We start from the raw sequence: 25,869 nt of genomic DNA, 5'->3' as shown, positions 1-25,869 counted from the left end.
CGAACAAAGAGGCACTGAAATGGAGTGGTTGGCGGCGATCGAGCGCCTGCGGGTAGCGCGGCAGAGCGCTGTGCTGGTCACTGTGGTGTCCTCCCGCGGGCACGCGCCACGCAGGGCCGGCGCCAAGATGGTGGTGACCGCGGATGGCTCGTGGGACACAGTCGGTGGGGGCAACCTGGAGGCGACGGCGATCGACCGTGCCCGGTCAGTGCTAGCCAACGGTCTTGCTGGCCCCGAACTAATCACCATTCAACTCAGCGAGAAGGCGCCCGCCGAATACGGTGTGCAGTGCTGCGGAGGAGAGGTCACCATGCTGTTGGAACCGGTGCGAATTCGCACGGCGGTCGCGATCTGCGGAGTAGGCCACGTCGGCTTCGAGCTGGCACTGATTCTGTCCCGCCACGATCTCGAGCTGCACCTGATCGACTCGCGCGAGGTCATGCTGACCCCGGAACGGCTGGCGATGCTCGAAAGCGGGGCCGCGGACATCCGTTTGCATCACGCTCCGGTGCCGGAAAGCGCGCTTGGCGAGCTCCCTGCGGGCACGCACGTGTTGATCATGACCCACGATCACGCCGAGGATCTCGCTCTGTGCGACACGGCATTGCGCACACCGCAGCTTGGTTCGATTGGGCTGATCGGCTCGCACTCCAAGTGGCGGCGCTTTCAGCTGCATCTGGGCGAACTGGGGCACACGCCACAGGAGATCGAACGGATCACGACGCCGATCGGCATCGGTGGTATCAGCGCGAAGGAACCTGCCGCAATCGCGGTCAGTGTGGCTGCGCGTCTGCTTCAGCTGTTCGAGTCAGCACCTGCCGCCTCGGTGTCGGCGTCGAGCGCAGTGGTTGGTGACGCAGCGCGGGTGTGAGCACCAGCACAAGGCAGCCGTTCTGCTGCCGATTGGCCGACACGAACCCCAGGCGTGCTGCGAGCGCCAAGGACTTGCGACTGTGCTCGTCGATGACCGCCAGCACTCTGTGCGCTCGGAGGCGCCCGAATGCGAGGTCGAGCAGGTCATCGGCTTGCCACAATCGGGTGTGCCGCGTGCGATCCTTCAGATGCTGTAAAGACTCGGCCCGCGTGCGCCGCGGCCATGGCAAAGATTCGAGAACGGTCGGATCGCTCTGGATCACGTACCAGTCAGTACCAGGCCAGCCACAACCAATACAGAAGGGCCACCCTGTACCGCCAGCGCGCATGGCGGCATCGAGTGGCGCTTCGGCTTCGCTCAGCGAGCGTTACTTCATGCCGAGAAGCTGTTCGATCACACCGACCAGGAAGTACAGCACGAAACCGGCGGAGACGACCCACATCAGCGGGTGAACTTCCTTGGCCCTGCCCTGCACCGAGCGGATCAAAACGTATGCGATGAAGCCGGCGCCGATGCCGTTGGCGATCGAGTAGGTGAACGGCATGAGAATGAACGTCAGGTATGCGGGGATCGCGATTCCGAGGTCCGACCAGTCGACGTTGCGAATCTGGGTAGTCATCAGAAAGCCGACGATCACCAGTGCCGGTGCGACCGCCTCGAAGGGCACGATCGTAACGAGCGGCGCGAAGAACGCTGCCGCGATCAGCAGGATTCCGGTGACGATGCTCGCGATGCCTGTGCGAGCGCCTTCGGCGATGCCGGCTGCGGACTCGACGAAGATCTCGTTGGAGGAGACCGAGCCGAAGCCGCCGATTCCAGAGGCCGCGGCATCCACGAGCAGAACGCGGTTGGCGCCGACGAAGTTGTTGTCCTTGTCGAGAAGGTGGGCTTCGCTGGCCAGGCCGGTCATGGTACCCATGGCGTCGAAGAAGACGGTCAGCAAGATGACGAAGGTCAGCAGGGACGCCGCGATCACACCGATGTGCACGAAGCCGCCGATGATATCGACCTGGCCGAATAACGACAGGTCTGGTATCGCGACCACCTTTGATGGGAACTCCGGAATCATCAGCGACCAGCCGCTCGGACTCTTGTCGCTGCCCGGCGTGTGCGTGATCGCCTGCACGATCATTGCGAAGATCGTCGAGCTGACGATTCCGATGAGGATCGCGCCCGGGATCTTGCGGACGAGCAGGATGATCGTCAGCACGAGTCCGAAGACGAACACGAGCGTCGGCCAGCCGATGAGCTTGCCGTCGATGCCGAGCTGCAGCGGAACGGTGGTGTGCGCGGCATCCGGAATGCGGCGGACGAAGCCGGCATTGACCAGTCCGATGATCGCGATGAACAAGCCAATGCCGACAACGATCGCGGTCTTCAGGCTGGCGGGCACCGCTTTGAACACGGCCTCTCGGAAGCCGAGGAGCACCAGGATGAACATGATGATGCCGGACAGCAGCACCAGCCCCATCACGTCGGGCCAGGTCAGTCCCTTTGTCGTTGCGATCGTGACCGAGACGTATGCGGAGACTCCGAGACCGGCCGCGAGCGCGAATGGATACTTCGCCCACGCGCCCATGATGATCGTCATGACACCTGCGATGATCGCCGTCATAGCAGCCACCTGCGGGATGCCGAGGGTGTGACCGGAGCTGTCCGGGCCGCTCAGAATCAGCGGGTTGAGCACCACGATGTATGCGAGTGCGAAGAAGGTGGCGAAGCCGCCTCGAATCTCGCGGGCATACGTGGATCCACGCTTGGTGAGCATGAAATAGCGGTCGATGCGAGAACGTCCCGCGTCGGAGATCTCGGCGCGCTCGTCTTCGTGTTCTGGGGTCTGCTGGATTGTCATTGAACGTCCTTGTTCGGGGTGTTGGTGGCGATTCAGGGTGTTGCGATTCAGAGTGTGGCGATTCAGGGGCTGGCGATGGCTTCGTGGCTAGTAGGCAACGCGCGTTGTGAGGTTGATCCAACGCTCGAACGGGGCCGTGTGGGTGGGGGCGTCCGCGCTGAGAGGTGCGTGTCGTATCACCCGCATCGAGCGCTCTTCGACGGGCTGTTCGAAGAATTCGTAGAACTCGGCGTCGTCGAAGCCGGCGTCTGCCGCGTCGTGACGGTCGGCGGCGAACACGATGTGGTCGACGCGGGCCCACAGTGCGCTTGCGAGGCACATTGGGCACGGTTCGCAACTCGTGTACAGCGTTGCGCCGGTCAGGTCGAAATTCTCGATGGCAGCGCACGCGGTGCGGATGGCTGTCACCTCGGCGTGCGCGGTCGGGTCACTGTTCGCGGTGACGCGGTTGACGCCGAGGAATTCACGGCCGTCGGCGGTGACGATGAGTGCGCCGAATGGGCCGCCACCGTTGTCGACGTTGCTGACCGCCAACTCGATGGCGCGGGACAGGTATTTTTCTTGGATCTGCGGAGATTCCACGATGAGGCTCCTTGACTGGCGCAGCTGCGCTGTATGTGCTGGGCCGCCGACAGTCGCAACACCCGAGTTGGGGTCGTCACCTTCGACGCGAATTCAGAGTAACAGGGCTGGTCGCTTTTATCTACAATTTTGGAAGATAAATTTCACGATGCAGAAAATCGGTCGCTGAGCGCGGTGGCAGCATCGGTCGCTGCCCTTCGAGACGGCCGCGGCCTTCAACCTTCGCTCGCAGGCTCACTCGGCGCTGGGGTCGCCGCTCGCTTCGCGATCTTCAAGCTCCACCGCGCTCCTCAGGAACCGCGCAGCCGAAGCGCCCGGCGTCCTTGCCCGCACGCTCACAACGATGTCGGACCCTGCCCGGTGTAGTACGTGTGCGCAAACTGGTGGGTGTCGCCTGCAGCGACCTCTTCGTCGATGTCGGCGCGGAGGTCTCGCATCAGCTTATGCAGTTCGGCGTGCTTCTCCGGCACGCGTGCGTGTCGCGAACTCGCGTAGATGTTGGACACCCGCAGGGCCTCGCCGGTCTGCACTGCGAGCGACCACTCGGCCGTCGTTGCGACGGCGGCGAACTCCGACTGCATCGTCACGAGTACGCTGCGGTGGAGTGCGGCGGCGGAGACGGTGCCGGCCTCGTTCACGAGATCGATTGTGCCGGTGGCGTCGGAAAGGAACTCCACCTGGAAGCCGCGAGCAGCAGCATCCCTCGCGGTTCCTTCACAGCAGTGCTGGGTCATGTACCCGCAAATGGTCAGCGTGTCGATCTGTTGGTCGCGCAGCCATTGCTCGAGGTCCGTGCCGACGAAAGCAGACACGTCATGCTTTTCGATCGCGTGGTCTGGGATGCGTGACGCCACGGGCTCGTGCAGAGCTGCACCGATGGAGCCGCGACCAAAGAGTGGCGAGGAGGCATCCTCGATGTGGGTCACGACAACGAGCGGGATCGCGCCGTCGGCGGCGGCATTCATCGCGACGTCGAAATTCGGCAGCGACACCGACAGGTCGGGGAAGCAGATCTTCAACCCGCCGGTCACGTATTCGTTCTGCACATCGATCACAATCAGGGCACGCCTCATCGGATGCTCCATCCCTTGTGCGCGTGCGGCTGCCGCGCGTTATTGCAAACCTACGCCCAGCGTTGTGGCCGCCAGCCCTCATTCATAGTGCGCGGAATGTCGGATTGGTTCGTCAATCCAGCATTCCGCGCACTATGAACACGTTGAAACGCGCTCCAGGCGGCTACGCGGTCGCGTCTCCGGCAGTCGGGTCGTCGGTCGTCCAGTTGCCCTTCGGCTCCGGCTCGGCGTCGCGATCGAGCGCGACTTCCACGTCGCCATACAGCACCTCTGGCGTGGTAGCGGCGGCTGTTCTCGCGGCCTCCCCCTTCGGGCGACGGATCCAGTGGTTGAAGACCAGGTTGAGGATGAACACGACAATCACCGTTGCGGTGATGCCGGAGCCGAAGATGACCTGGAACTCGTTGGGGAAATTGTGGTAGAAATTCGGCGCAACGGTCGGAATCATGCCGATCGACAGTGACACGGCCACGATCAGCATGTTCTGATTGTTGACGAACGACGTCTTGTGCAGGGTGCGAATGCCGACCGCGGCCACCATCGCGAACATCACCGTCGCGGCGCCGCCGATCACCGGGTCGGGGAGACTGGCAACGACCACGCCCATCTTCGGGATGAAGCCCATCAGAATCAGCAACACCCCACAGACCGTGACCACCCATCGGCTGCGGACCTTGGTCATCTCAACGAGGCCGACGTTCTCGGCGAACGAAGTGTCTGGGAAGGAGTTCATGAAGCCACCGAAGATGGCCGACAGGCCGTCGTTGGCCAAACCACGTGCCAGGTCGTTCGGTGTCAGCTTCTTGTCGACGATCTCGGCAACGGCCAGCATGTCCGCCGTCGACTCTGTGAACGTGACCAACATGACGATGCACATCGAGATGATCGCCGCGGCTACGAATTTCGGTGGTCCGAAGAACAAGATGCCGCTGAACCCGACCCAGTTCGCCTGACCGACGGCCGAGAAGTCCGCCATGCCCATTGGCCACGCGATCAGCGTTCCGATCACGATCGACAGCAGCACTGCGATCTGGCGGACGAAGCCGCGGAAGAACCGTGTGATGAGAATGATGAGCAGCACGACGATCGCGGCCAGGGTGATGCCCGGCAGCGCAGCGTACCCTTTCGCGGTCGGGTCGGTGCCGGCGATCAGACTGACGTCGGCACCGATCAACGACAGGCCGATGATCATGATCACGGTGCCGGCGACCAGTGGCGGGAAGAAGCGGATCATCATGGAGAACGGCTTGGCGACGAGCACGCCGAACACGCCGGAGACGATCATCGCGCCGTAGACGGCCTGCATTCCGTACTGCTGGGCGATGATGATCATCGGTGTCAGAACGGTGAATGTAGCGCCGGTGACGACCGGTAGGCGCACACCGAGGATCTTGCCTATGCCGACCGATTGGATCACAGTGAAGATGCCCGAAACGAGCAGGTCTGCGCTCACGAGCAGAGCGATCGTGGATGTCGGCAACTTCAACGCATCGCCGACGATCAAAGGCACGGCTACCGCTCCGGCATACATGATGACCAGGTGCTGGATTCCGAGCGTGATGAGGCGTGGAGTCGGCGGCACCTCGTCAACCAGATGCTGGCTGCTCCGCGGGATGAAGCGGAGCGGGCGGGTGAGCGTCTTGCTTATCGACATGTGATCCTCCATTGGACACGGGAGGAAGCTGCTTTCACACTGTGGAAAAAGTATTCCGCTCGCTAAATTAAACAAATAGCACTTTCGAACCGATCAGGTCAAGGGGAAACCTCCGCTCGACCGCAGATCCGAATCCACGAGACGTTCAGCGCGCTGCAAAATACCTTCAGTATTTTGCAAAATAGAGGCTTGTGTGAACCCGGCATCCCTCATTGAAGCGCGCGGCGCATCCGGGGCAATGGTCGACGACGAGGTACTCGGCGATCGTCAGCTCGCGCGAGCACACTCCGCACAGCACGGCGCGCTCGTCGCGCTGGGCGACGGGCCACTGTTTCGCCGGATGCGACTCGCTCTGCTCATGACACAGATGGCACGGGTAGTAGCGACCGCAGCAGGCGAACTTGATGGCGACGACATCCTCAGCGGTTGTGTAATGGATGCAGCGGGTCTGGTCATCGACGACCGGTCCGTAAACGTGTGGCCGCGTCATTCCACACCCCTCATTCCATCCCCCTCATTCCACACCCCTCATTCCACACCGCGGGCGATCAGGGCATCTGCAAGGTCGTCGGAGTGTTTCAGCGACAGCACGAGCAGCGGCACCGCCATGCTCCATACTCGCAGGCGGCCGCCGCGAGCGCGCTGGGCCTCACGAATGGCGCGTGCGAACCCTGCGATCACCGGAATCGTGGTGATCGTCATCGCCAGTAGCAACCCGACTCGACGCGGGTTGACGCCGATCCGCTCCAGCGGCCGCAGCCCGCGTTCGGTGGCGTCGAGCAGGTCGGCGATGCGGGTCGTCAGGGTGACGAGAGCGGCAAGCACCAGCACGACGACCACGCGGCCGACATTCAGAAGTGCGGTCGTCCACGGCAAGAATACGAGCTGGGTCACCAGCATGATCGCGACGATCCAGCGCACGACCCAGACTTGTCGGCCCAGTTCGCGGATGCCGAGCGCAGCGACCAGATAGCCGGCCACCACGAGCGCGGCCGCGGCCGCGAGCAGCCACAGCGTGTCGAGCGTCACCGTGAGCGTGATCGCCAGGGCGACCGCCATGAGCAGCAGAATCTTCGGGCCCGCCGGCATCCGGTGCAGGGGGCTCGTGCCTTGTCGGTAGAGGCCAATCATGCGCGGCACCTCATAGGTAGCGCCTCATCTGCCGCACCTCATGCGTACTCGCGTTCGTAGCGGTCGATGACGGATGCCGCTTCGCCCGACTCGACGAGGCATCCGTTCTCGAAGCGCAGCACGATATCGCAACGGGCTGCGAGTTTCAGGTCGTGGGTGACGAGCACGAGTTGCTGCTCCAGTTCGTCGAGCAGCAGTGATCGGATGCGTCGACTGTTGGCCGCGTCCAGCAGCGCGGTCGGCTCATCGGCGACGATCAATGCGGGTTCGCCGATCGTCACTGCGCACAGCGCGAGCAGCTGCTTCTGTCCGCCGGAGAGGCCATGGGCCGGGGCGTCAGCGTGCGCGGTGAGGCCGTGTCGATCGAGCGCAGCGGCGACACGCTCGGCGATCTCGGGCTTGGTCAGGCCACGGCCACGCAGGGTGAACGCCACGTCTTCGGCGGCGGTTGGCATGACGATCTGCACGTCGGGGTTGCTGAACACGAAGCCGACTCGGCGCCGCAACTGCCTGGCCTGCCGGTTCGGGTCGAGTCCGTGCACGCGAATGCTGCCGGTAGTCGGCGCGACGAGCCCGTTCAGCAGTCTGGCAAACGTCGACTTTCCGGAGCCGTTCGAGCCGATCACCCCGATGCGGCGCTGGTCGAGCATGACCGAGACGCTGCGGAGCGCGCTGCGGTCGCCGAAGCTGACCGAGACCGCGTCGAGGACGATTTGATTCATTCGACGTCGGCGCGGGCGGTGTTCGGATGCGAGGTGGCCTGTGCTTCGACGGCGGTCGCCGCGGGAGATGGTGCTGCGAGCGATGGTGCTGTGAGCGTGACGCGAGTCGCGGCATCCGCGGTTGCGGGCTCGACGCAAGACTCGGCGTCCGTCATCGCCGTCGCGGTCGCTGTCGCTGTCGCTGTCGCTGTCGCTGTCGCATCTGAAACCGCATTCGCCGTCTGGTGGCCGAACGCCTGCGGATAGGCGCGCCAGAGTGCGAGTGTCACGATCGTGGCGACGGCGGCCTTGATCAGGTCGCCGGGCACGAACAGGAGGCTGCCGAGTGCCATTTGCGGCAGCGGCAGACCGGTCACGAACGCCGAGACCGGAAGGCCGAACGCGTAGACCACGAGGATGCCACCGATCACGCAGCCGAGCGCGGTGCGCCACCAGGTCGGATGCCTCGTAGCGCTCTTGCCTTCGGTGGCGTGCAAACCGGAACGCACGATCGCGCCCGTGACGAAAGCCCCCACGATCCAGCCGAACAGGTAGCCGGCGGTCGGCCCGACGAAAACGCCGAAGCCTCCATGCCCGCCGGCCAATAGAGGTAAGCCAACCGCGACGAGCACGAGAAACGTCGAGACGGCTGCGGCGCCGCGCCAGGGTCCGAGGATCGCGCCGGCGAGCATCACGCCGAGTGTCTGCGCAGTGATCGGAACAGCACCACCGAGCACCGAGATCGGGGCGGGCAGGCCGAGCACGGCGATGATCGCCGCGAAGACGGCAATTCGCGTGAGGTCTCGCACGTCGATCTGCACTCGCTGCGACATGGGTGCTCCTTAGTCGGGGGGTCTGGTTGGGACGAGCGGGGGGTTCGTCGGAGTGGCACTCACCTGAACACCGTTCACCTGAACGCTGTTCATGATACTGCTACGCTGGGTCGCGATGGCAAATCTGCAGAGTTTCGGCGCCGCGAATCCGCGCCCATCGCGACATACGCGAGCGGATGTGGTCGCCGCAGCGTTGCAGATCTTGGACGATTACGGGCTGCCTGATCTCACGATGCGGCGCCTGGCCGCCACCCTCGAAGTGCAACCGAGCGCCCTGTACTGGCACGTGCCCAACAAGCAAACGCTGCTGGCGCTGATCTCGGACGAGATCGTGGCGAGTCGGGTCGTGGCAGAGGCTATCGGGGCTGGCGGGGCGGCGGGCGAGGCGGGTAGCGCCAATGCGACCAATGTTGCTTATGCTGCCGCCCCTGTCGACTCTATGGCCGCCTGGAAGCGTGCGACCCGCGCCGAGGCGGCTGCACTGCGGGACGCTTTGCTGTCCTACCGCGACGGCGCCGAGGTTGTCTCCAGTTCGCTGGCGCTCGGGCTAGGCGGCTTGAACGCCTCCCAACGACTGGCGGATGCGATTGCTCGCGGCGGCTTCGACCCGACCGTCACCGAGATGTCCGCCGCCGCACTTCTGCACTTCATCCTCGGTCACGTTTCACATGAACAGCAGCGACTGCAAGCGGACAGCCTTGGTGTGGTCAGCGCCGAGCACGCGGCATCCGTTGACGATGTTGCGGTCGCTGCGGGCGGGCATCCGGCTCGTCTGAACGTGCGTGATTCGTTCGATTTCGGCGTCACACTGCTGCTCGACGGGCTTGAATTGCTTGAACCGTCGAGCTCGGGGGCAGCGTCAATGACAACAAGGCCCCGATAGCGACTGCTTCGCCGTGGGAAGCCGTGGTTGCGGCTGCGGTTGCGGCTGCCCGCTCAGCCTGAAATCTTGGTGCTGGTGCGCGGCACCTGATCGCCCGACTGCGATTGCCCGGCTGCCGCTTTGAGGCTGCGCACGGCTCCGCGGATGCGCCAAACGGTACGATCCGCTCGGTGCCTGAGCGCAGTCGACGCCACCTCGTGCTCCGCGTGTAACGGCTTGGTAACGGTCTTTGAATGGCTCGGATTCGGCGTGTTTTGCCTGTTTTCGGGGTCGGAGTGTCGGTGGCTGCTGGTTGACTTCAGGTATGGAAGATCTGCTGGAGGCGACGCAACGGCTGGATGCGCGGCTGCTGGATGCCGCGCCGTCCAGTGCCGATCTGCCGCAGTCCACCGTGCTTGATTCGGTCCTGCTCAGCGCCGACCTGGTGGACGATTCGGTCGTGATGCTGCCGCCGGCGGAAGTGGATGCGGGGGTGCGCAATGATGGGCAGGTTGCCCGTGCCCAGTTCGCGGGACGTCAGATCGCTCGGGCCACCGCCGGCCAGTTGGCGGCGATCCTCGCCACGATCCGCGAGGCGCGCGTGTTCCCGGAAGTGTTCGTCGGCCCTGCGCCCGAGCGGCAGAGCGCTCGCGGTGAACGGGATCGGGTGGAGTTCGCCGAACGCGCCGCGATCGCCGAACTGGCCACCAGCCTGGGAATCGGTCAGAACACGGTCCGTAACCGTCTGGCCGACGCGGAAACGCTGACCACACGGTTGCCGGCGGTGTGGGCCGACTTCCTCGAGGGGGAGATCTGCTACCCGAACGTGCGCGCCATCCTGGACAACACCACCGGCCTACCCAACAACACACCCAACGACACGGCTGACGGCGCGGTCGGCGAGGCGGCCGAGGATGCGGCGGTGTGGGCGGAATACGATGCGAAGCTTGCCGGTCCGGCCCGCACCGTCAACCCGGGCCGGATGCGCCTGCTGGCGCGCAGCCTGGCCGAGAAACTCTCCGCCGAACCGTTGGCGGTGCGCCACGCCCGGGCCCGGGAGGACCGCCGGGTCTGGGTGGAGGCCGCGGCGGACGGGATGGCGTGGTTCGGGGCGTTGCAACCGGCCGATGCCGCTTATCGCGCCTACGCGAGAATCAACGCGAACGCGAAACATTTGGCCGGCCTGCCCGGGGAGACCCGCACCATCGGCCAGATCCGCGCCGACGTGATGGCCGACCTGCTCACCGGCGAGGGCACACCCCACGAAGTCACAGCCACCGTCATGATCACCGTGCCCGTCCTGACCCTCCTGAACCCGGACACACCCACTGGCGACCAAACAGGTCGGGCTGGCCAAACGCAGCCGACGGATCAATCGCAGCAGGCTGACCGAACCCAGCAGACCAGCCAGGCACAGCAGCCCACCCCGACAGATCAACCCGACCACACAGACCCGCCCGACCAGTCGGATCGAGCAGAACGCTCGGATCACGTTGCTCGGTATGAGCAGCCGGCCCAGTTGAACGGGTACGGGCCGATCGACCCCGACACCGCCCGACGCCTGGCCGGGAAGGCACCCTCGTTCTACCGCATCCTCACCCACCCGGTGTCCAGTGCGATCCTGGACGTGGACCGCACCAGCTACACCGTGCCCGCCGACCTGAAACGGTGGATCCTGGCCACCCACACCTACTGCGTCTTCCCCGGCTGCAACCGGCTCGCCGTCGACTGCGACATTGACCACAGCCTCGACTGGGTGCTGAACGGCACCACCACCCTGAACAACCTCGCACCCGTCTGCCGCGGCGACCACAGACTCAAACACAAAACCCGATGGAAAATCATCCGCCACCAAGACGGCACCATCCAATGGGAAAGCCCCCTCGGCCACACCCACAACACCGACCCACCACCCTTCTAAAAACGGTCGGAACCTGGCCAGCCGCGTGACGAGAACGCATGCACACCCGGCACTCGAGTACGCAGATACACGAGCGCACCGGCGCGCGCAGTAAGGCACGCGCAGGTCCGGTCGCTAGCTACCCGAGCTGGCACGGCTCGTCACAGCCCGGCTGCCGCCCGCACCGCGTCTATCGCCGCAACAGCGGCCGACACTCTAACGCCCGCGGTGCACCGGAAGCCACACACGCATCGTCGACGGGCCGCGCTCCGCCCATCGGTTGTACGGAACGAGCTCCGCCGTGAAGGCCTCGGACTCGTCCCGTCGGACGAACCCAGCTGAATACGGCCACCCTGCGTTCCCCGCAGTTTTGGCCTCCCCCACCCTCGTCGCCCTCGTCGCCCCCGTCGCCCGCAGCGAAACCACAACCCGATCTCCTGATACCCGAGGCCGAACGTCGACATCCATATCTACAGCTTCAATCGAGGCAGGTTCTCCCCGCAGCGTCGCCGGCAAGTCCGTCGACTCGAGACAGTACACCTCCGGGCCGCGCTCAACGGCGACACAACCTCGCACCGCGTCGATCCTCGGGTCAGGCATCGTGAACCGCGGCTCCATCGGCAACGTCAACTCGATAACATCACCCACACGGAATACCCGCCGAACCGACGCGTAGCCCGGCTCCGGCCGAGTTTCCTCGATCGACCCGTCTCCACCCAGCACCACCAGCCTGGACAATGACGCCCACGCCGGCACACGCAGCGTCAGCGTTGTCGGCTCACTCATGTCCTCGACGACACGCATGGTCACGACACCGTCATCCGGATAGTTCGTCTCCACCTCAACCGCAATGCAGCGGCCGTCCTGCAACACCGTACGAATCGACGCCGGCGCGAACTGGTGGAGTTGCAACCCATCCGCATCCACCGTCGCCAGGTAGGTCGCAAGGCTCGCGAACGTGCGCGCAACGTTCGGCGGGCAACATGACACGTCGAACCAAGGAGCACGCAACGACGACGACGCACGCGGCGAAACGGCATCCGGCGAACTCACCTCGCCCGGTTGACGCTGATGCAACGTGTTCGCATAAAAGAACGCCGTGCCCTCCTCCGACGGCGAAGTCGCAACCACGTTGTACAGCGTGCGCTCGATCAGGTCCGCATAGCGCGGGTCGTGATCAGCCGGCACAGCACTACCACCCGGCACAGCACTACCACCCGGCACAACACCGTCGGCCAACAGCAGCCGCCAACTGAACATGACGGATGCGACACCGGCACACGTCTCCGAGTACGCACGATCGGATGGCAGCTCCCAGTCGCCACCGAACGCCTCGTCCTGGTGATGCGAACCTTGCCCACCCGTGATGTAGGTGCGCCGCGCAACAGTGTTCGTCCACTGCCTGCGCAAGGCGTCGAGCAGTTCGGTGTCCCCGCCCTCGACGGCGATATCTGTCGCACCAGCCGCAAGATAGTTCGCACGCACAGCATGGCCGCGTAACACGTGCGCATTGCGCACGGCAACATCATCCTGAAAATACGCGCGACCCCACTCGATGTCTCGAAGCGTGCCCCGCCCGTGCCGTTCGACGAACAACGCCGCCTGCGTCACGTACGCTGTCTCCCCGGTGAGTCGCCCCAACTCGGCGAGGCCGACCTCAATCTCTGCGTGACCGCAGATCGAGCGGATGCCGTCGGCTCCGAACACGTCACACACCAGATCGGCTGCGCGGCGCGCAATACCGAGAAGCCCATCGTCAGAGCCCGGACGAGTGCGTTCCCGCGCAACCGCAGCCTGGAATAGGTGACCGAGGCAGTACAACTCGTGGCCCCACTCAAGATCAGACCAGCGCGGTCGTTGGCCCGGGTGGCCGAAATTGGTGTGCAGATATCCGTCAGCATCCTGTGCGGCACCGATGCGATCGACGATCGCTCGGAAACGCGCCTCGAGCTCGTCGACACGTGCGCCGCCCTCGTCTTCGGCCCCGGAACCGCTGTCGCCAGCATCGCAGCGCCCAATCTCCCACGCCAACGCCTCGAGATACTTGTACACCTCGGAATCCGAGAACTCGCGACCACGGCGACCGGCCGGCAGTGTTCCGGCGGCAGCCCGATCAAAATTACCGAGCCAGCCATCCTTCTCAAGCCAATGCTCGATGTGCGCGAGCGTCGCGGTACCGTTGATCTCCTGACGTCGACCCCAGAAGCCGCCGGTGATGCGCACCTCATCCAGGCCGAGGGGCCGAAGCGCACCGGTCGAGGGAACAACAGGCGTGGAGACGATCCGAGTCGTGAGAGTCATTCTTATCCTTTGAAGGCGCCGGACATGAAGCCGCGCACGTAGTGTCGTTGCAAGATCAGGAAGAGCAGAATGCACGGCAGCGCAAGCACCACGACGCCGGCCTCGGTGGCGCCATAATCGACGACACCCTGCACCTGCCCGCGCAGGTTCGAGATGGCCAGAGGCAGCGTGATGCGCGATGAGTCATTGATCAAGATCAGCGGCGCCATGAAGTCGTTCCAGGCAGCCAAGAAGGCGAACAGGCCGACCGTGATCAGGCCGGGCTTCACCGCGGGCACGAGAACGCGCCACAACACCGACCACGACGTGCAGCCGTCGACCATCGCGGCCTCATCCAGTTCGCGCGGCACCGATTCGAACGAGATGCGCATCATGAACGTCGAGAACGGCAGTTGGAACATCGTCAGCACCAGCGCGACACCGACCAGCGAGTTCGACAGGCCGACCTGATTCAGCAACACATAGAGCGGAATCAGCAGCGTGGCGTACGGCACCATCAGGATGGCGATGGTGGCCAGGAACAGCGTGTTCTTGCCGCGAAAGCTGAAGCGCGCGAACGCGTATCCACCAAGCAGTGAGATGAACAGTGTCAGCAACACCGTCAGCAAAGACACGATCGTGGAGTTTGCGATGTACTGCCAGATGCCGTCCTGGTAGTTAACCAGGGTGATGTAGTTGCCGAGCCCCCACCCGTTGACCTGGTTGGTTCCAGCACGCGGCGCGACGGACGAAACCGCGGTCCACACCAGCGGGTAGAGGAAGATGATCGCGATTGCCGCACTGAACACCCAGAACGGCATCTGCAGCGCGATGCCGCCGAGGCTCCAGCTGCGATGTCCGTGCCCGTTTCGCGAGCCACGCGGATGCCGTGGGCTGCGTTCCAGACGCGACCCGCCAGCATCCGCTGTGGTCGGGTCGTTATCCGTACCGACCAGGTCGGTGTTGGTTTCCGTGCTCGTGCGGGTGCGAGCGCCTGTGGCGGTCATGGTTCAGTCCTCGTCTTTCCGGCTGAAGGCGCGGATTTGCACGATGTTGATGACGACGAGCGCCAGGAGGACGATCACGGAGAGAGCGCCCGCAACCCCGAGGTCGTTCTGGCCCTGAAAGGCCACGTTGTAGATCAGCTGTACAACGGTGATGGTGCTGTTGTCCGGCCCGCCCTTTGTGAGGATGTAGAACTGCTCGAACGCGAGCAGCGAGCCGGTGACGCAGAGCACCGTCGTGAGCGCGAGTGTTGGCCGCAGCAGCGGGATCGTGACATCCCGAAACGTCTGCCAACGCGACGCACCGTCGATGCGAGCCGCTTCATAGACGTCGTCGGGGATTCCTTGCAGTCCGACGAGCATCAGGAGCATATAGAAGCCGGCGTAGCGCCAGACGATCAAGAACAGGGTCGACCAGAGCGCAGCATCCGGAGTGCCGAGAAAGGTGAAGCCCCACGACTTGGTGAGGTCGGCGAACGGGCCTGCGATCGGCGAATAGAGAACGTAGAACAGCAGAGACGCGGATGCGAGGCCGAGCGCACTCGGGATCAGGAACGATGCGCGCAGGAAGCCCTTCCAGCGGCTGGATTCCTGCACGAGAAGGGCCAGGCCGAGGCCCAGACCGATCAGCAGAACGGTGGCAAGCACCGTGTATTTCAGGGTGAAGATGACCGAGTCGAGAAAGAACCGGTTGCTGATGGCCTTCTGGTAGTTCTCGGGGAAGTTCCAGCCCTGATTGCCGCCGAGCAGCGGCCAGTTCGAGCCGGACATTTGGAAGACGAGCAGCAGCGGCAACACGAACAGGAAGAGCACGAACAGCGCGGTCGGCAGCGCATAAAGCCAGCCGTTGACGGAGTTCCGAGCGCGTCGTCGGCGACGGCTCGGCGCCTCGGTCGCGTTGCCGCGGGGCCGCGCGGCCGGTGTTGTCGGAGCGGTGACGCTCATGTTTGCCTCTCGCCTTTCAATCCGAGCGGATGCTGCGCTCCGGGTGGCTGCACCGGGTCGCCCCGGTGCAGCCACGTCGTCGCGCACTGCCTACTGCTACTGCGAGAGCACCGAGGTGATCTCCTTGTTGTCGGCGGCAACACTGTCGGTGCCCTTGAGCACTGCGTTGCGAACGAGCGTCAGCCACGGGCTGTTCGGAGCATTGAACGCCTCTTGGAAGTTCAGCGAGATGGGCGTGTCACCCTTCGCTGCGACCTCGTTGATCGTCACAAGACGCGGGTCCTTGCTCGAGTACTGGTTGCTGGACAGGTCGGAGCGGGAGACGACGTCGCTGTCCTTGGCGAGAACACCGACCTGGGCGTCCTCGGACATCATCCAGCTAAGGAAGCTCCACGCCTGCGCAGCCTTCTTCGAGTCCTTCGAGACGCCGATGCCATCGCCGCCGACGAAAGTGGATCCGCCGCCCTTCGCACTTGGGATGCCGGTGACGCCCACATCGAACGGTGTTGAAGAGAGCAGCGTCGCGGGGTACGGCATGAGGCCGACCTTGCCCTCTGTGAAGCCGGCGGTCCAGGTGGGTCCGGCCTCATCCTGCGAAGACGGCAGCACGGCACCTGACTTCCAGAGGTCTGCCCAGGTGCTGTAGATCGCCTTGGACGCGTCGCTGTCCAACAGCGACTTCGAGCCCTCGGCATTCATCACCTGGTCGCCGCCGGCCCAGACGCTCGGGAACCAGGTGAAGACGAGGCAGCCGCCGCAGTTCAGACCGGTCGCCGTACCGTAGATGTCCGGCTTGCCCAGCGCCTGAATGGCCTTGGCATCCTTGGCGAACTCGGCCAGGTCGGCCGGAGCCTTCTCCGGGTCGAGGCCCGCCTCCTTGAAGAGGTCCTTGTTCCAGAACAGCATCGACAGGTCGAGCACGAACGGCAGCACGTGCTCCTTGCCGTCCAACGTTCCAGCCTTCAGGTGGCCCTTGTTGATCGCGTCCTTATACGACAGCCCATCGATGTTCGTGGTCAGGTCCTGGAACAGGCCCTGCTTGACCCAGTTCGGCACGTAGACGATGTCCGCCGCGAACAGGTCGGGGAGACTGTTGGAGCCGGCCGCGGCGCCGACCTTCGCGACATAGTCGTCGTTGGGAACAACGGTGAGCTTCACCTGATTCTTGTGGCTCGCGTTGTACGCCTTGACAAGCAGATTCGCCTGCTTCTCGAGCGGTGCCCGTGTCCACAGAGTCAGCGAGGTACCATCATCGAGCCCGTTGGGGCCGACGCTGGCAGCTGGTGTCGCCTTGTCGCCGCTGGAACAGGCCGCGAGACCGGCGAGGAGGATGCCGGCTGTCAGCACTCCCCCGATCCTGCGCAGCCGGCGGCTGGTGGTGTCTTTCATGTCGAACTCCTTCGAACTCGTCGTTGAGCGGGCGGGGAGCCCGGCCATGCGTGGTACGTGATGGTTGGTACGTCTAGTTGAGCGAGATTCCGAAATTGCCGAAATCCTTTTCGGTACGCTATCGCGGGAGTTGCAGCTGCGTCAAGTCACCTGTCCTGTAACGTTTACGTCACGGAGGATACGAGCATGGCAGACAGTGAGAAGCCCACAGCAGGGGTTCGAGCATCGACTCTCAGTGACGTCGCGAAGCTGGCCGGCGTCTCCATCGCCACGGCATCCAAAGCGATCAACGGTCGCGAACAGGTGGCACCGGCCACTCGCCAACGCGTCATGAACGCTGCGAGAGAAGTCTCTTTCACCCCGAACGAGCTGGCCCGGGGGCTGCTCAGCGGGCGTACGGGAACGGTTGGCCTCCTCACCAGCGACCTCGAAGGCCGTTTCGTCATTCCGATCCTGATGGGGGCTGAGGATGCGTTCGGTGCCGGGCAGGTCAACGTCTTCTTGTGCGACGCCCGCGGTGACGCGATCCGCGAGCAGCACCAGTTGAAGGCACTGCTCACGCGCCGGGTCGACGGCATCATCGTTGTGGGTCGCCAGACGGATCCGCGGCCATCGCTCGGCCACGACATCCCGGTACCGGTCGTCTACGCGTACGCGCCGTCCGAGGATCCGGCCGACCTGTCATTGACCCCCGATAACCGAGCAGGCGGGCGCATGGCAGTCGAGCATCTTCTTGCGTGCGGGCGCACCCGGATCGGACTGATCAGCGGTGACCCCGCGTATGCGGCGGCGCAGGACAGAGCACTCGGCGTGCGCGAGGCGCTTGCCGATGCCCACATCGAACTCGTCGGCAGACCGATGTTCTCCGACTGGAGCGAGCACTGGGGCCGCGATGCGTCCGCCATGCTGTTGCGGCAATTCCCCGATGTCGACGGCATCGTCTGCGGCTCAGACCAGATCGCGCGCGGAGCGCTCGACACATTGCGCGACCTCGGCCGCGATGTGCCTGCGGACGTCGCCGTGATCGGATACGACAACTGGGAAGTTCTCGCCACCAACTCACGGCCGGAGTTGACGAGCATCGACGCCAACCTCCAACAGTTGGGCCGTACGGCCGCAACCCGCGTCTTCGAGGCACTCGAAGGCCTCGACATCGGCAGCGGAACGCAGCGCCTGCCGGTTCGGCTGATCATTCGAGGATCGACAATTCCGCGGCGCTGACGCACGCAGAACTCAGCAGACCGAAAGCCCGGAGACCGAAAGCCCGGAGACTGAAAATCCTCACCGACCGGAAATCTCACTGTGCGCGAGGGGGGACTTGAACCCCCACGCCCTTTCGAGCACTGGCACCTGAAGCCAGCGCGTCTGCCAATTCCGCCACTCGCGCGCACACGCCAGCACGCACGCGTGCCGACTCAGCGACATTAGCATGACGCGGCCCCGGATGCCATTTCGCGACCTTCACGCCCGCTCACAAGCGGCCTTACACCCGTTCCGACTAACATGCACATAGTCGCGCCAGCGAAGAAGGCGGCGAACAAGGCACCGAACGAGCAGCAAAACAAGCCGTAGAACAAGCGGGAGACCAGTGGGCATTCTGGACAACTTTGAGAAAGGTCTCGAGCGCGCCGTCAATGGTGCGTTCGCGAAGACTTTTCGCTCGGGGTTGCAACCGGTCGAACTCACAAGCGCACTTCGGCGCGAACTCGACACAAAAGCCGCAGTCGTGACTCGCGACCGAATCCTTGCACCGAACAAGTTCACGTTGCGAATGGCGCCAAGCGACTACTCGCGAATGCGTTCGATCGGCCCGACTCTCACCGACGAGCTCACCCAGTTCGTGCAACAGCACGCCGCAACTCAGCACTACCAGTTTGCGGGCGGCATTTCGATCACACTCACCCAGGATGACAGTCTCAGCACCGGCATCCTCGAGGTCGACTCACAGAACGTGCAGGGTTCCGTCTCCTGGGCGCCCGTGCTCGACATCGCCGGCAAACGCTACCCGTTGGTTCAGTCACGCACCATCATCGGGCGCGGAAGCGAAGCGGACATCACGGTCAATGACACGGGCATTTCGCGCAAACACGTCGAGGTGATCTGGGACGGCAGCCGCGCCCAAGTGCGCGACCTCGGCTCAACCAACGGCTCACGGCTCAACGGTCAACCGGTGACGAAAGCCATCATGGAACCGAATTCCGTCATCTTGATCGGCCGCACCAGTATCGTGTTCAAGGTGCTCCCCCAAGCCGCCCCCGCCGCACCGCGCCCCAACCTGCCCGGCAGCGACATCGGCGGCTTCTGGAGCGACTCGTGAACACCAGTGAGCTCACGCTGCTCGTCCTGCGCATCGGGTTCCTGCTGCTGATGTGGCTGTTCGTCTTCGCCATCGTCTACGCCCTGCGCACTGATCTGTTCGGTCAACGTGTGCGCAAACTCCCCGCGGATGCCGCCGCCTCACCGTTCGCAAACGTGCCGGCGGCAGCACCGAACGCAGCAGCCAGCGCAGCACAGGCACCGCCAACTCCCACCCCCCTCGCGACGCCCGCGAACACCAGTGCTCCCCTGAGCACCCCTCGCCCGACCCGCTCGTCGAGTGCGGGTTCGTCCAATGGAAATCCGGCTGCAACGATACTCACGGCAGGGCACCTTGTCATCACCTCGGGCCCGAAGCAGGGCACCGAGCTGCCGCTTGGTCGCGACCCTCTCACCATCGGTCGCAGCGGTGACTCCGGCTTGATCATCCGTGACGATTACACGTCAACGCACCACGCCCGGTTGCTCTTGTGGAACGACAAGTGGATGATTCAAGACCTCGACTCGACCAACGGCACCTTCCTCGGCGGCACTCGGGTGAGCGTGCCCACCGAGGTGGCCTTGAACACTCCGATCAAAATCGGAACGACCACGTTCGAACTTCGGCGGTAGTGCATGGCGCAGGTCAACCGAGCCGCCGCACTGTCGCACGTGGGCAAGATCCGAGCGAACAATCAAGATTCCGGCTACGCCGGCCACAACCTTTTCGTCGTCGCAGACGGCATGGGCGGTCACGCCGGCGGCGATGTCGCCTCGGCGATCGCGCTCAACCGCATCAAAGAAGCGGATGTCGCGTACGTGACCGCAGAGGAAGCCCTGTTCTCGATGCAGTCGGCTCTGATTGCAGCGAATGCTCTCCTTGCAGAGACGGTGTTCGAGCATCCTGAATTGACCGGAATGGGAACGACGGTCAGCGCGATCGCCCGCGTTGGCGACAAAGTGGCCCTTGCACACATCGGCGATTCCCGCATCTATCTGTTACGCGACGGCGAGTTCACCCAGATCAGCGTCGACCACACATTCGTGCAACGACTGGTCGACACCGGCCGCATCACGGAGGAAGAGGCGCTCGTGCATCCGCGGCGCTCGGTGCTGATGCGCGTTCTCGGCGACGTCGATGCTCACCCCGAGATCGACACCTGGACGCATGACACGATGCCGGGGGATCGCTGGCTGATTTGCTCAGACGGTCTCAGTGGCGTCGTCAAGGCCGACGAGTTGGCCGGGATCGTGTCAAATCTTGCAGACTCGCCAAAAGAGGTCGGCGAAAAGCTCGTGCGCGCAAGCCTTGATGCCGGTGCACCAGACAACGTCACCGTCGTCGTCCTGGACATCGACCGGGGCGAAGCCGCAGCGGAGCCAGTAACGGTCGGATCTGCCGCCGCACCACTCGCGTTCGCCCAAGACCCCGTGCGGGCCAAAACCTGGGTGCCATCACTACGACTGCACCCGGTCAAACCGGCAACCGGACCGACTCATTTCGAACCGCAGACCGAAGACTACTTCGGCGAACTGATCGAGGAGGATCAACGCAGAGCTCGCCGCCGCAAGCTCACCTGGCTGACGGCGGCAGTGCTTCTCGTGGTCGCGATCGTGCTCGCGCTCGTACTGGGCTACGAATGGACCCAGTCCCGGTACTTCGTCGGTGCGGCACCAGACGGCAATGTCGCCATTTTCTCCGGCGTGCAGCAGGACCTCGGCCCGATCTCCCTCTCGCACATTTATCAGGAGACGACAACGCATGTCTCCGAGCTGAGCAGTTATGAGCGGCAACAGGTCGAACAGACCATCAACGCAGACTCCCTCGAGGATGCCGAGCGCATCGTGAATCAGTTGGCCAATGCCGGACAGTAAGCAGTCAGCCGCCGTGGTCGGCGCATCGCAACCCTCACCGGATGCCGGCAAGGTCAAGCGCCTGCGCCTGCCCGCGAAGATGCGCAACCTCGAGTTGGTGCTGGTCATCTTCGCCTGCATCATCAACGCGATCGCGATCGTGCTGGTGCAGCTCGGTGCGATCGGGCACGCGGATCTCACCCTGGTGTTTCTCGGTGCCGGGCTCGCGGTCCTGGTTTTGGCTCTGCACATCGTCATGCGCTACATCGCGCCGAATGCCGACCCGTTCATCCTGCCGATCGCCACGGTGCTGAACGGAATCGGCATTGCGGAGATCTACCGCATCGACCTTGCGTACAAAGACTTCGGGTGGGAGAGCGCAGCGGTGCGCCAGATCGTCTGGACGGCCATCGCGATCGCCTGCAGCATCATCGTCATGCTGCTCATTCGCAACTATCGAGTGCTGCAGCGCTACACCTACCTAGCCGGCCTGACCGCCATCGTGCTGCTGCTCCTGCCGATGCTGCCGCTGATCGGCAAGGAGGTCAACGGTGCTCGCGTGTGGATCGCCATCGGCACCTTCACCTTCCAGCCCGGCGAGATTGCGAAGATCGCTCTGGCCATCTTCTTCGCGGGCTACCTCGTGCAACACCGTGACTCTCTCTCGCTCACGGGCACGAAGTTCCTCGGGATCCGCTTTCCGCGGCTGCGTGACCTGCTGCCCATTCTCGTGATCTGGGCCATTTCGATGTCCGTGATCGTGTTCCAGCGCGACCTTGGAACCGGCCTGTTGTACTTCGGTCTGTTCCTCGTGATGATCTACGTCGCGACGGCACGGGTCAGCTGGGTGCTGCTCGGCCTGATCATGTTCGTCGGCGGAGCCCTGATCGCGAGCCAGGTGCTCAGCTACGTGCAAGGCCGCTTCGAGAACTGGCTGAATCCGTTCAGCCAACACCAGTACGACAAAGCCTTTGCAGGCAGTTACCAACTGGTGCAGGGGCTGTTCGGCCTGGCTCACGGCGGCTTGCTCGGCACAGGGTTGGGCCAAGGTGACCCGAGCATCACCCCCGTTGCGAACAGCGATTACATCATCGCGAGCCTCGGCGAGGAGCTCGGGCTCATCGGCCTGTTCGCCATCCTGTGCCTCTACCTGCTGTTCGTCTCCCGCGGCTTCCGCATCGGCTTCGCCGGCCAGGATGACTTCGGCAAACTCCTGGCCGTCGGCCTCTCGTTCACGGTTGCCCTGCAAACCTTCATCGTGATCGGCGGCATCACCCGGGTGATTCCGTTGACCGGTCTGACGACGCCGTTCCTCGCGGCAGGCGGATCCTCCCTCGTGGCGAACTGGATCATCGTCGCGTTGCTCTTAAGGCTGTCTGATACGGTGCGAAACCAGCCGAGAATGGTGGTGAGCTGATGAACCGAGAGCTCAAACGGGTGAGCATCGTGGTGCTGCTGATGTTCATTGCGTTGTTCGTGTCGACGTCCGTCATTCAGGTGGGGGAAGCCGACTCTCTCAACGCCGACGCGCGCAATTCGCGCACGCGTCTGGATGGCTACAACGTGCAGCGCGGCGCCATCCTGGTCGCCGGGCAACCGGTCGCACAATCGGTGCCCAGCAAAGACGACTACAAATACCAGCGCGTATACACGAACGGGCCGCTCTACGCGCCGGTGACCGGGTTCTTCCCGATCAACGGACAAGCCACCGGCCTGGAGGGCGCACTCGACACGCAGCTGAGCGGCACATCGAACACCACATTCCTGGAGCGATTGAACAACATCCTGACCGGCAAGAGCCCGCAGGGCAACTCGGTTGCAACGACCATCGACCCGGCAGCGCAACAGGCAGCCTATGCGGCGCTCGGCAGCCTTCAGGGCGCTGTCGTCGTGGTGCAGCCGAAGACTGGCCGCATCCTGGCACTGGTGTCGACAGCGTCCTACGACCCGAACACGCTGGCCGCGCACGATTCCAAGCAGGTGGATGCCACCTACCAAGCTCTGCTGAACGCGCCCGGCAACCCTCTGGTCAGCAAGGCGTATACCGATCTGAACCCGCCGGGGTCCACGTTCAAGCTCGTCGTCGCATCCGCCGCCCTGTCGACCGGCAAGTACACGAAGGACAGCCAGCTGCCGAACCCGGCGAGTTTCACACTGCCCGGCACGAATACGGTCGTTCGCAATGACAGCTTCACCACCTGCGGGCCCGGCGCAACGGTTTCGATCGAAACCGCCCTGCAGCTCTCCTGCAACATCCCCATGGCAGAACTCGGCATCGAGCTGAAGTCGCCGACGATCAAGAAGCAGGCGGAGGCCTTCGGTTTCAACAGTGCATTCACAATCCCGATGCAGTCGTCGAAGAGTTCGTACCCGGGCTACTCGGGCGACTCGGCGCAGACAGGCATGAGCGCGTTCGGGCAGGCGAGCGACACGGCAACAGCGCTGCAGATGGCGCTCGTTTCCGCTGGGATCGCGAACGGCGGCGTGGTGATGGAACCGAATCTCGTCGAGTCGGTGCAGACCCCCTCCCTCACTCAGGTGGCGGGAACCGGCTTCACACCCAAGGAATTCGGCCGCGCGATCAGCCAAGACGTCGCAACGACGATGACGCAGCTGATGGTCAATAACGTGGCAAACGGCGTCGCGGGTAATGCAAGAATAGACGGGGTCAGTGTGGGTGGAAAGACGGGAACAGCGCAGAACGCGGGCAATGAGCCCTATACGCTGTGGTTCACCGGATTTGCGCCCGCCGACAATCCCGAATTCGCCGTGGCAGTTGTCGTGGAAAATGGTGGCGGACTCGGTCAGAGTAGCAACGGCAATGCTGTTGCTGCCCCGATCGCGAAGAAAGTACTAGAGGCGGTGCTGAGTAAATGAGACCCACAGCAGGGCTCACCTTCGGGGGACGTTACGAGCTGCAGTCGCGCATTGCGATCGGCGGCATGGGCGAAGTCTGGCAGGCAACCGACCAGGTGATCGGCCGCACGGTCGCCATCAAGATCTTGAAAGACGAGTACCTCGGCGATCCGGGCTTTCTCGAGCGCTTCCGCGCTGAGGCCCGGCACGCGGCGCTCGTCAACCACGAAGGCATTGCCAACGTGTTCGACTACGGCGAGGAAGACGGTAGCGCCTTCCTCGTCATGGAGCTTGTGCCCGGCGAGGCGCTCTCCACGATCCTCGAGCGCGAGCACACCCTCTCGAGCGACAAGACGCTGGACATCGTTGCGCAGACCGCCGCGGCATTGCACGCCGCGCACGCGGCAGGGCTCGTGCACCGCGACATCAAACCGGGCAACCTTCTGATCACCCCGGATGGCCGTGTCAAAATCACCGACTTCGGCATCGCCCGGATCGCGGATCAGGTTCCGCTGACGGCAACCGGCCAGGTGATGGGAACGGTGCAATACCTCTCCCCGGAACAGGCCAGCGGGCATCCCGCGTCGCCGACGACCGACATCTATTCGCTCGGCATCGTCGCCTACGAGTGCTTGGCCGGCCGCAGACCGTTCAGCGGTGAGTCGCAGGTCGCGATTGCCATGGCGCAGATCAACGAGGCGCCACCCGAACTTCCGATCACCGTTGCAGAGCCCGTTCGCAACCTGGTGTATTCCTGCATCGCCAAGAACCCACAGGACCGCCCCGCCTCGGCAGCGCACCTGGCGCGTGCAGCACAGGCTCTGCGAAGAGGCGACGTGGCGGCGGCAGCAGCAGCCGTTCCTGCCGTGTTGACCAACGCATCCGGTGAGCCGGACGGTCTGACCATGCTGCTGCCTGCGTCAATCGCGGGCGCAACAGAGGCGACGACGGTGCTCGCCACACCGACGGCAACCACCCCGGTTCCCGACGACAAGAAGGCCAAGAAGCGCAGCCCGTGGACCTGGCCGCTGATCGCGCTGATCGCGCTCCTCGTGATCGTGCTCGGTGGAACGCTCATAGCATTGCTCAGTCAAAATCGCGGTGGAAACGCCCCGGCGAGCACGCCAAGCGCTAGCACGGCGACGACGCATTCGACTCCCCCGCCGCAGACGCAGACAAGCACTCCCGTGGCGACCTCTGGGTCGATCAATCAAGCCGACTACGTCGGAAAGACGCTTGATCAGGCAACGGCCGCGCTCAACGCGCTTGGCTTCAAGAACATCACGAACAATCAGGGTAAGGCGGCAACGACCGCCGCCCAGGTCAACACCGTCTACGGCGTCAACCCGACAGGAACCGTGCCGTTCACGGCCACGATCACGCTGACGTTCTACGGCCCGGTCGTGCAACCGAGCGCCCCGACCGACACAGTGACGCTCAGCTCACCGGCTCAACCGCTGAACGTTGGCGATCAGGCGCAATTCGCCTGGGGCACCGCATCGTGCCCGGCCGGCCAGAACCTCACCGGCCACCAACTGTACGTTGATGGGCAGGGCCAGGGGCCGGTCTCCGGCTCGGCCGCAGGAACCTCCTGGACCGTACCGTCGACAGCTGCCGGAAAGACGGTCACGGTGACGTACACGATCTTCTGCGGCGAGTCCGTCGAGTCGCCACAGTCAACCCAATCACTGCCGGTGGCGATCAAGCCTTAGCGGATGCACAGCTTGACCCCGATACACTTAGGCGCAAGTATTGCCTGACCCGGAGAGCACCGAACTGGAGAG

General features: G+C 64.0%; 21 protein-coding genes, 1 tRNA gene and 1 pseudogene. 10 read left to right on the top strand and 13 right to left on the bottom strand.

Annotated features, from left to right (window positions below; genetic code table 11):
- Nucleotides 1–19: 19 nt before the first annotated feature.
- The gene (xdhC, locus tag QU604_RS00210) at nucleotides 20–871 is read left to right on the top strand and encodes a xanthine dehydrogenase accessory protein XdhC (protein WP_308466787.1); all 852 of its coding nucleotides are present in this window, start codon (nucleotides 20–22) and stop codon (nucleotides 869–871) included.
- Nucleotides 872–1,241: 370 nt separating this feature from the next.
- Here the strand turns inward: xdhC and QU604_RS00205 are convergent, their stop codons facing one another.
- The 8 genes and pseudogenes from QU604_RS00205 to QU604_RS00170 form a co-directional block, all read right to left on the bottom strand.
- A complete protein-coding gene (locus tag QU604_RS00205) occupies nucleotides 1,242–2,642 on the bottom strand; it encodes an NCS2 family permease (RefSeq protein ID WP_308469004.1) in 1,401 nt (466 codons plus the stop codon).
- A gap of 171 nt (nucleotides 2,643–2,813) precedes the next feature.
- On the bottom strand, nucleotides 2,814–3,308 hold the full coding sequence (locus QU604_RS00200) for a nucleoside deaminase (protein WP_308466786.1): 495 nt from the start codon (nucleotides 3,306–3,308) through the stop codon (nucleotides 2,814–2,816).
- Between the two features lie 335 nt (nucleotides 3,309–3,643).
- Nucleotides 3,644–4,381 (bottom strand): cysteine hydrolase family protein, encoded by a 738-nt coding sequence (locus QU604_RS00195; RefSeq protein WP_308466785.1) that lies wholly within the window; start codon nucleotides 4,379–4,381, stop codon nucleotides 3,644–3,646.
- A gap of 163 nt (nucleotides 4,382–4,544) precedes the next feature.
- Entirely contained in the window at nucleotides 4,545–6,035 is a 1,491-nt protein-coding gene (locus QU604_RS00190) for a nucleobase:cation symporter-2 family protein (protein ID WP_308466784.1), read from the bottom strand.
- A gap of 166 nt (nucleotides 6,036–6,201) precedes the next feature.
- Nucleotides 6,202–6,525 (bottom strand): CHY zinc finger protein, encoded by a 324-nt coding sequence (locus tag QU604_RS00185; RefSeq protein ID WP_308466783.1) that lies wholly within the window; start codon nucleotides 6,523–6,525, stop codon nucleotides 6,202–6,204.
- A 38-nt stretch (nucleotides 6,526–6,563) separates the two neighbouring features.
- Nucleotides 6,564–7,166, bottom strand: a complete 603-nt coding sequence (locus QU604_RS00180; RefSeq protein ID WP_308466782.1) for an energy-coupling factor transporter transmembrane component T family protein — start codon at nucleotides 7,164–7,166, stop codon at nucleotides 6,564–6,566.
- Nucleotides 7,167–7,204: 38 nt separating this feature from the next.
- Entirely contained in the window at nucleotides 7,205–7,888 is a 684-nt protein-coding gene (locus tag QU604_RS00175) for an energy-coupling factor ABC transporter ATP-binding protein (protein ID WP_308466781.1), read from the bottom strand.
- A 230-nt stretch (nucleotides 7,889–8,118) separates the two neighbouring features.
- A pseudogene (locus QU604_RS00170) lies at nucleotides 8,119–8,700 on the bottom strand (biotin transporter BioY); the annotation flags it as partial.
- A 115-nt stretch (nucleotides 8,701–8,815) separates the two neighbouring features.
- Here QU604_RS00170 and QU604_RS00165 point away from each other — a divergent pair.
- Nucleotides 8,816–9,583 carry a TetR/AcrR family transcriptional regulator C-terminal domain-containing protein gene (locus QU604_RS00165; RefSeq protein WP_308466780.1) on the top strand — a complete coding sequence of 256 codons (768 nt, stop codon included), beginning with the start codon at nucleotides 8,816–8,818 and terminating at the stop codon, nucleotides 9,581–9,583.
- A gap of 304 nt (nucleotides 9,584–9,887) precedes the next feature.
- Entirely contained in the window at nucleotides 9,888–11,483 is a 1,596-nt protein-coding gene (locus QU604_RS00160; protein ID WP_308466779.1) for an HNH endonuclease signature motif containing protein, read from the top strand.
- A 195-nt stretch (nucleotides 11,484–11,678) separates the two neighbouring features.
- On the opposite strand, the gene QU604_RS00155 is transcribed toward QU604_RS00160, so the two are convergent.
- The 4 genes from QU604_RS00155 to QU604_RS00140 all read right to left on the bottom strand — a co-directional run bounded on the left by QU604_RS00155 (nucleotide 11,679) and on the right by QU604_RS00140 (nucleotide 17,080).
- Nucleotides 11,679–13,763 carry a glycoside hydrolase family 127 protein gene (locus tag QU604_RS00155; protein ID WP_308466778.1) on the bottom strand — a complete coding sequence of 695 codons (2,085 nt, stop codon included), beginning with the start codon at nucleotides 13,761–13,763 and terminating at the stop codon, nucleotides 11,679–11,681.
- A 2-nt stretch (nucleotides 13,764–13,765) separates the two neighbouring features.
- On the bottom strand, nucleotides 13,766–14,749 hold the full coding sequence (locus QU604_RS00150; RefSeq protein ID WP_308466777.1) for a carbohydrate ABC transporter permease: 984 nt from the start codon (nucleotides 14,747–14,749) through the stop codon (nucleotides 13,766–13,768).
- A 3-nt stretch (nucleotides 14,750–14,752) separates the two neighbouring features.
- Nucleotides 14,753–15,691, bottom strand: coding sequence for a carbohydrate ABC transporter permease (locus QU604_RS00145; protein WP_308466776.1), 939 nt, complete (start codon nucleotides 15,689–15,691; stop codon nucleotides 14,753–14,755).
- Between the two features lie 96 nt (nucleotides 15,692–15,787).
- Entirely contained in the window at nucleotides 15,788–17,080 is a 1,293-nt protein-coding gene (locus QU604_RS00140; protein ID WP_308466775.1) for an ABC transporter substrate-binding protein, read from the bottom strand.
- Between the two features lie 186 nt (nucleotides 17,081–17,266).
- On the opposite strand from QU604_RS00140, the gene QU604_RS00135 reads away from it, so the two are divergent.
- Nucleotides 17,267–18,301 carry a LacI family DNA-binding transcriptional regulator gene (locus QU604_RS00135; protein ID WP_308466774.1) on the top strand — a complete coding sequence of 345 codons (1,035 nt, stop codon included), beginning with the start codon at nucleotides 17,267–17,269 and terminating at the stop codon, nucleotides 18,299–18,301.
- Between the two features lie 82 nt (nucleotides 18,302–18,383).
- Here QU604_RS00135 and QU604_RS00130 read toward each other — a convergent pair.
- A tRNA-Leu gene (locus QU604_RS00130) sits at nucleotides 18,384–18,467 on the bottom strand.
- Nucleotides 18,468–18,668: 201 nt separating this feature from the next.
- Here QU604_RS00130 and QU604_RS00125 point away from each other — a divergent pair.
- From QU604_RS00125 to QU604_RS00100, 6 genes are read left to right on the top strand one after another with little or no spacing between them, the layout of a single operon-like run.
- Nucleotides 18,669–19,397, top strand: coding sequence for an FHA domain-containing protein (locus QU604_RS00125; RefSeq protein ID WP_308466773.1), 729 nt, complete (start codon nucleotides 18,669–18,671; stop codon nucleotides 19,395–19,397).
- Between the two features lie 50 nt (nucleotides 19,398–19,447).
- A complete protein-coding gene (locus tag QU604_RS00120; RefSeq protein ID WP_308469003.1) occupies nucleotides 19,448–20,008 on the top strand; it encodes an FHA domain-containing protein FhaB/FipA in 561 nt (186 codons plus the stop codon).
- A gap of 3 nt (nucleotides 20,009–20,011) precedes the next feature.
- Nucleotides 20,012–21,250 carry a PP2C family protein-serine/threonine phosphatase gene (locus QU604_RS00115; RefSeq protein ID WP_308466772.1) on the top strand — a complete coding sequence of 413 codons (1,239 nt, stop codon included), beginning with the start codon at nucleotides 20,012–20,014 and terminating at the stop codon, nucleotides 21,248–21,250.
- Nucleotides 21,237–22,646, top strand: a complete 1,410-nt coding sequence (locus QU604_RS00110) for an FtsW/RodA/SpoVE family cell cycle protein (protein ID WP_308466771.1) — start codon at nucleotides 21,237–21,239, stop codon at nucleotides 22,644–22,646. The genes QU604_RS00115 and QU604_RS00110 overlap by 14 nt, the downstream gene beginning before the upstream one ends.
- Nucleotides 22,646–24,106, top strand: a complete 1,461-nt coding sequence (locus QU604_RS00105; RefSeq protein WP_308466770.1) for a peptidoglycan D,D-transpeptidase FtsI family protein — start codon at nucleotides 22,646–22,648, stop codon at nucleotides 24,104–24,106. The genes QU604_RS00110 and QU604_RS00105 overlap by 1 nt, the downstream gene beginning before the upstream one ends.
- On the top strand, nucleotides 24,103–25,797 hold the full coding sequence (locus tag QU604_RS00100) for a protein kinase domain-containing protein (protein WP_308466769.1): 1,695 nt from the start codon (nucleotides 24,103–24,105) through the stop codon (nucleotides 25,795–25,797). The genes QU604_RS00105 and QU604_RS00100 overlap by 4 nt, the downstream gene beginning before the upstream one ends.
- The last annotated feature ends 72 nt before the right edge of the window (nucleotides 25,798–25,869 follow it).

Source organism: Rathayibacter sp. SW19, from assembly GCF_030866825.1.
In the GTDB taxonomy this organism is placed as follows: Bacteria; Actinomycetota; Actinomycetes; order Actinomycetales; family Microbacteriaceae; genus Rathayibacter_A; species Rathayibacter_A soli.
Note: the sequence above shows the minus strand (reverse complement) of the source record. Positions and strands in the feature narration are given on the sequence as shown.

Bases quoted from the DNA above. Each gene is read 5' to 3' on its own strand.
- QU604_RS00105 (WP_308466770.1), top strand. From the start codon at position 22,646: ATGAACCGAGAGCTCAAACGGGTGAGCATCGTGGTGCTGCTGATGTTC.
- QU604_RS00120 (WP_308469003.1), top strand. From the start codon at position 19,448: ATGTGGCTGTTCGTCTTCGCCATCGTCTACGCCCTGCGCACTGATCTG.
- QU604_RS00195 (WP_308466785.1), bottom strand. From the start codon at position 4,381: ATGAGGCGTGCCCTGATTGTGATCGATGTGCAGAACGAATACGTGACC.
- QU604_RS00160 (WP_308466779.1), top strand. From the start codon at position 9,888: ATGGAAGATCTGCTGGAGGCGACGCAACGGCTGGATGCGCGGCTGCTG.
- QU604_RS00110 (WP_308466771.1), top strand. From the start codon at position 21,237: ATGCCGGACAGTAAGCAGTCAGCCGCCGTGGTCGGCGCATCGCAACCC.
- QU604_RS00180 (WP_308466782.1), bottom strand. From the start codon at position 7,166: ATGATTGGCCTCTACCGACAAGGCACGAGCCCCCTGCACCGGATGCCG.
- QU604_RS00175 (WP_308466781.1), bottom strand. From the start codon at position 7,888: ATGAATCAAATCGTCCTCGACGCGGTCTCGGTCAGCTTCGGCGACCGC.
- QU604_RS00140 (WP_308466775.1), bottom strand. From the start codon at position 17,080: ATGAAAGACACCACCAGCCGCCGGCTGCGCAGGATCGGGGGAGTGCTG.
- QU604_RS00135 (WP_308466774.1), top strand. From the start codon at position 17,267: ATGGCAGACAGTGAGAAGCCCACAGCAGGGGTTCGAGCATCGACTCTC.
- QU604_RS00205 (WP_308469004.1), bottom strand. From the start codon at position 2,642: ATGCTCACCAAGCGTGGATCCACGTATGCCCGCGAGATTCGAGGCGGC.
- QU604_RS00190 (WP_308466784.1), bottom strand. From the start codon at position 6,035: ATGTCGATAAGCAAGACGCTCACCCGCCCGCTCCGCTTCATCCCGCGG.
- xdhC (WP_308466787.1), top strand. From the start codon at position 20: ATGGAGTGGTTGGCGGCGATCGAGCGCCTGCGGGTAGCGCGGCAGAGC.
- QU604_RS00100 (WP_308466769.1), top strand. From the start codon at position 24,103: ATGAGACCCACAGCAGGGCTCACCTTCGGGGGACGTTACGAGCTGCAG.
- QU604_RS00155 (WP_308466778.1), bottom strand. From the start codon at position 13,763: ATGACTCTCACGACTCGGATCGTCTCCACGCCTGTTGTTCCCTCGACC.
- QU604_RS00115 (WP_308466772.1), top strand. From the start codon at position 20,012: ATGGCGCAGGTCAACCGAGCCGCCGCACTGTCGCACGTGGGCAAGATC.
- QU604_RS00185 (WP_308466783.1), bottom strand. From the start codon at position 6,525: ATGACGCGGCCACACGTTTACGGACCGGTCGTCGATGACCAGACCCGC.
- QU604_RS00145 (WP_308466776.1), bottom strand. From the start codon at position 15,691: ATGAGCGTCACCGCTCCGACAACACCGGCCGCGCGGCCCCGCGGCAAC.
- QU604_RS00150 (WP_308466777.1), bottom strand. From the start codon at position 14,749: ATGACCGCCACAGGCGCTCGCACCCGCACGAGCACGGAAACCAACACC.
- QU604_RS00165 (WP_308466780.1), top strand. From the start codon at position 8,816: ATGGCAAATCTGCAGAGTTTCGGCGCCGCGAATCCGCGCCCATCGCGA.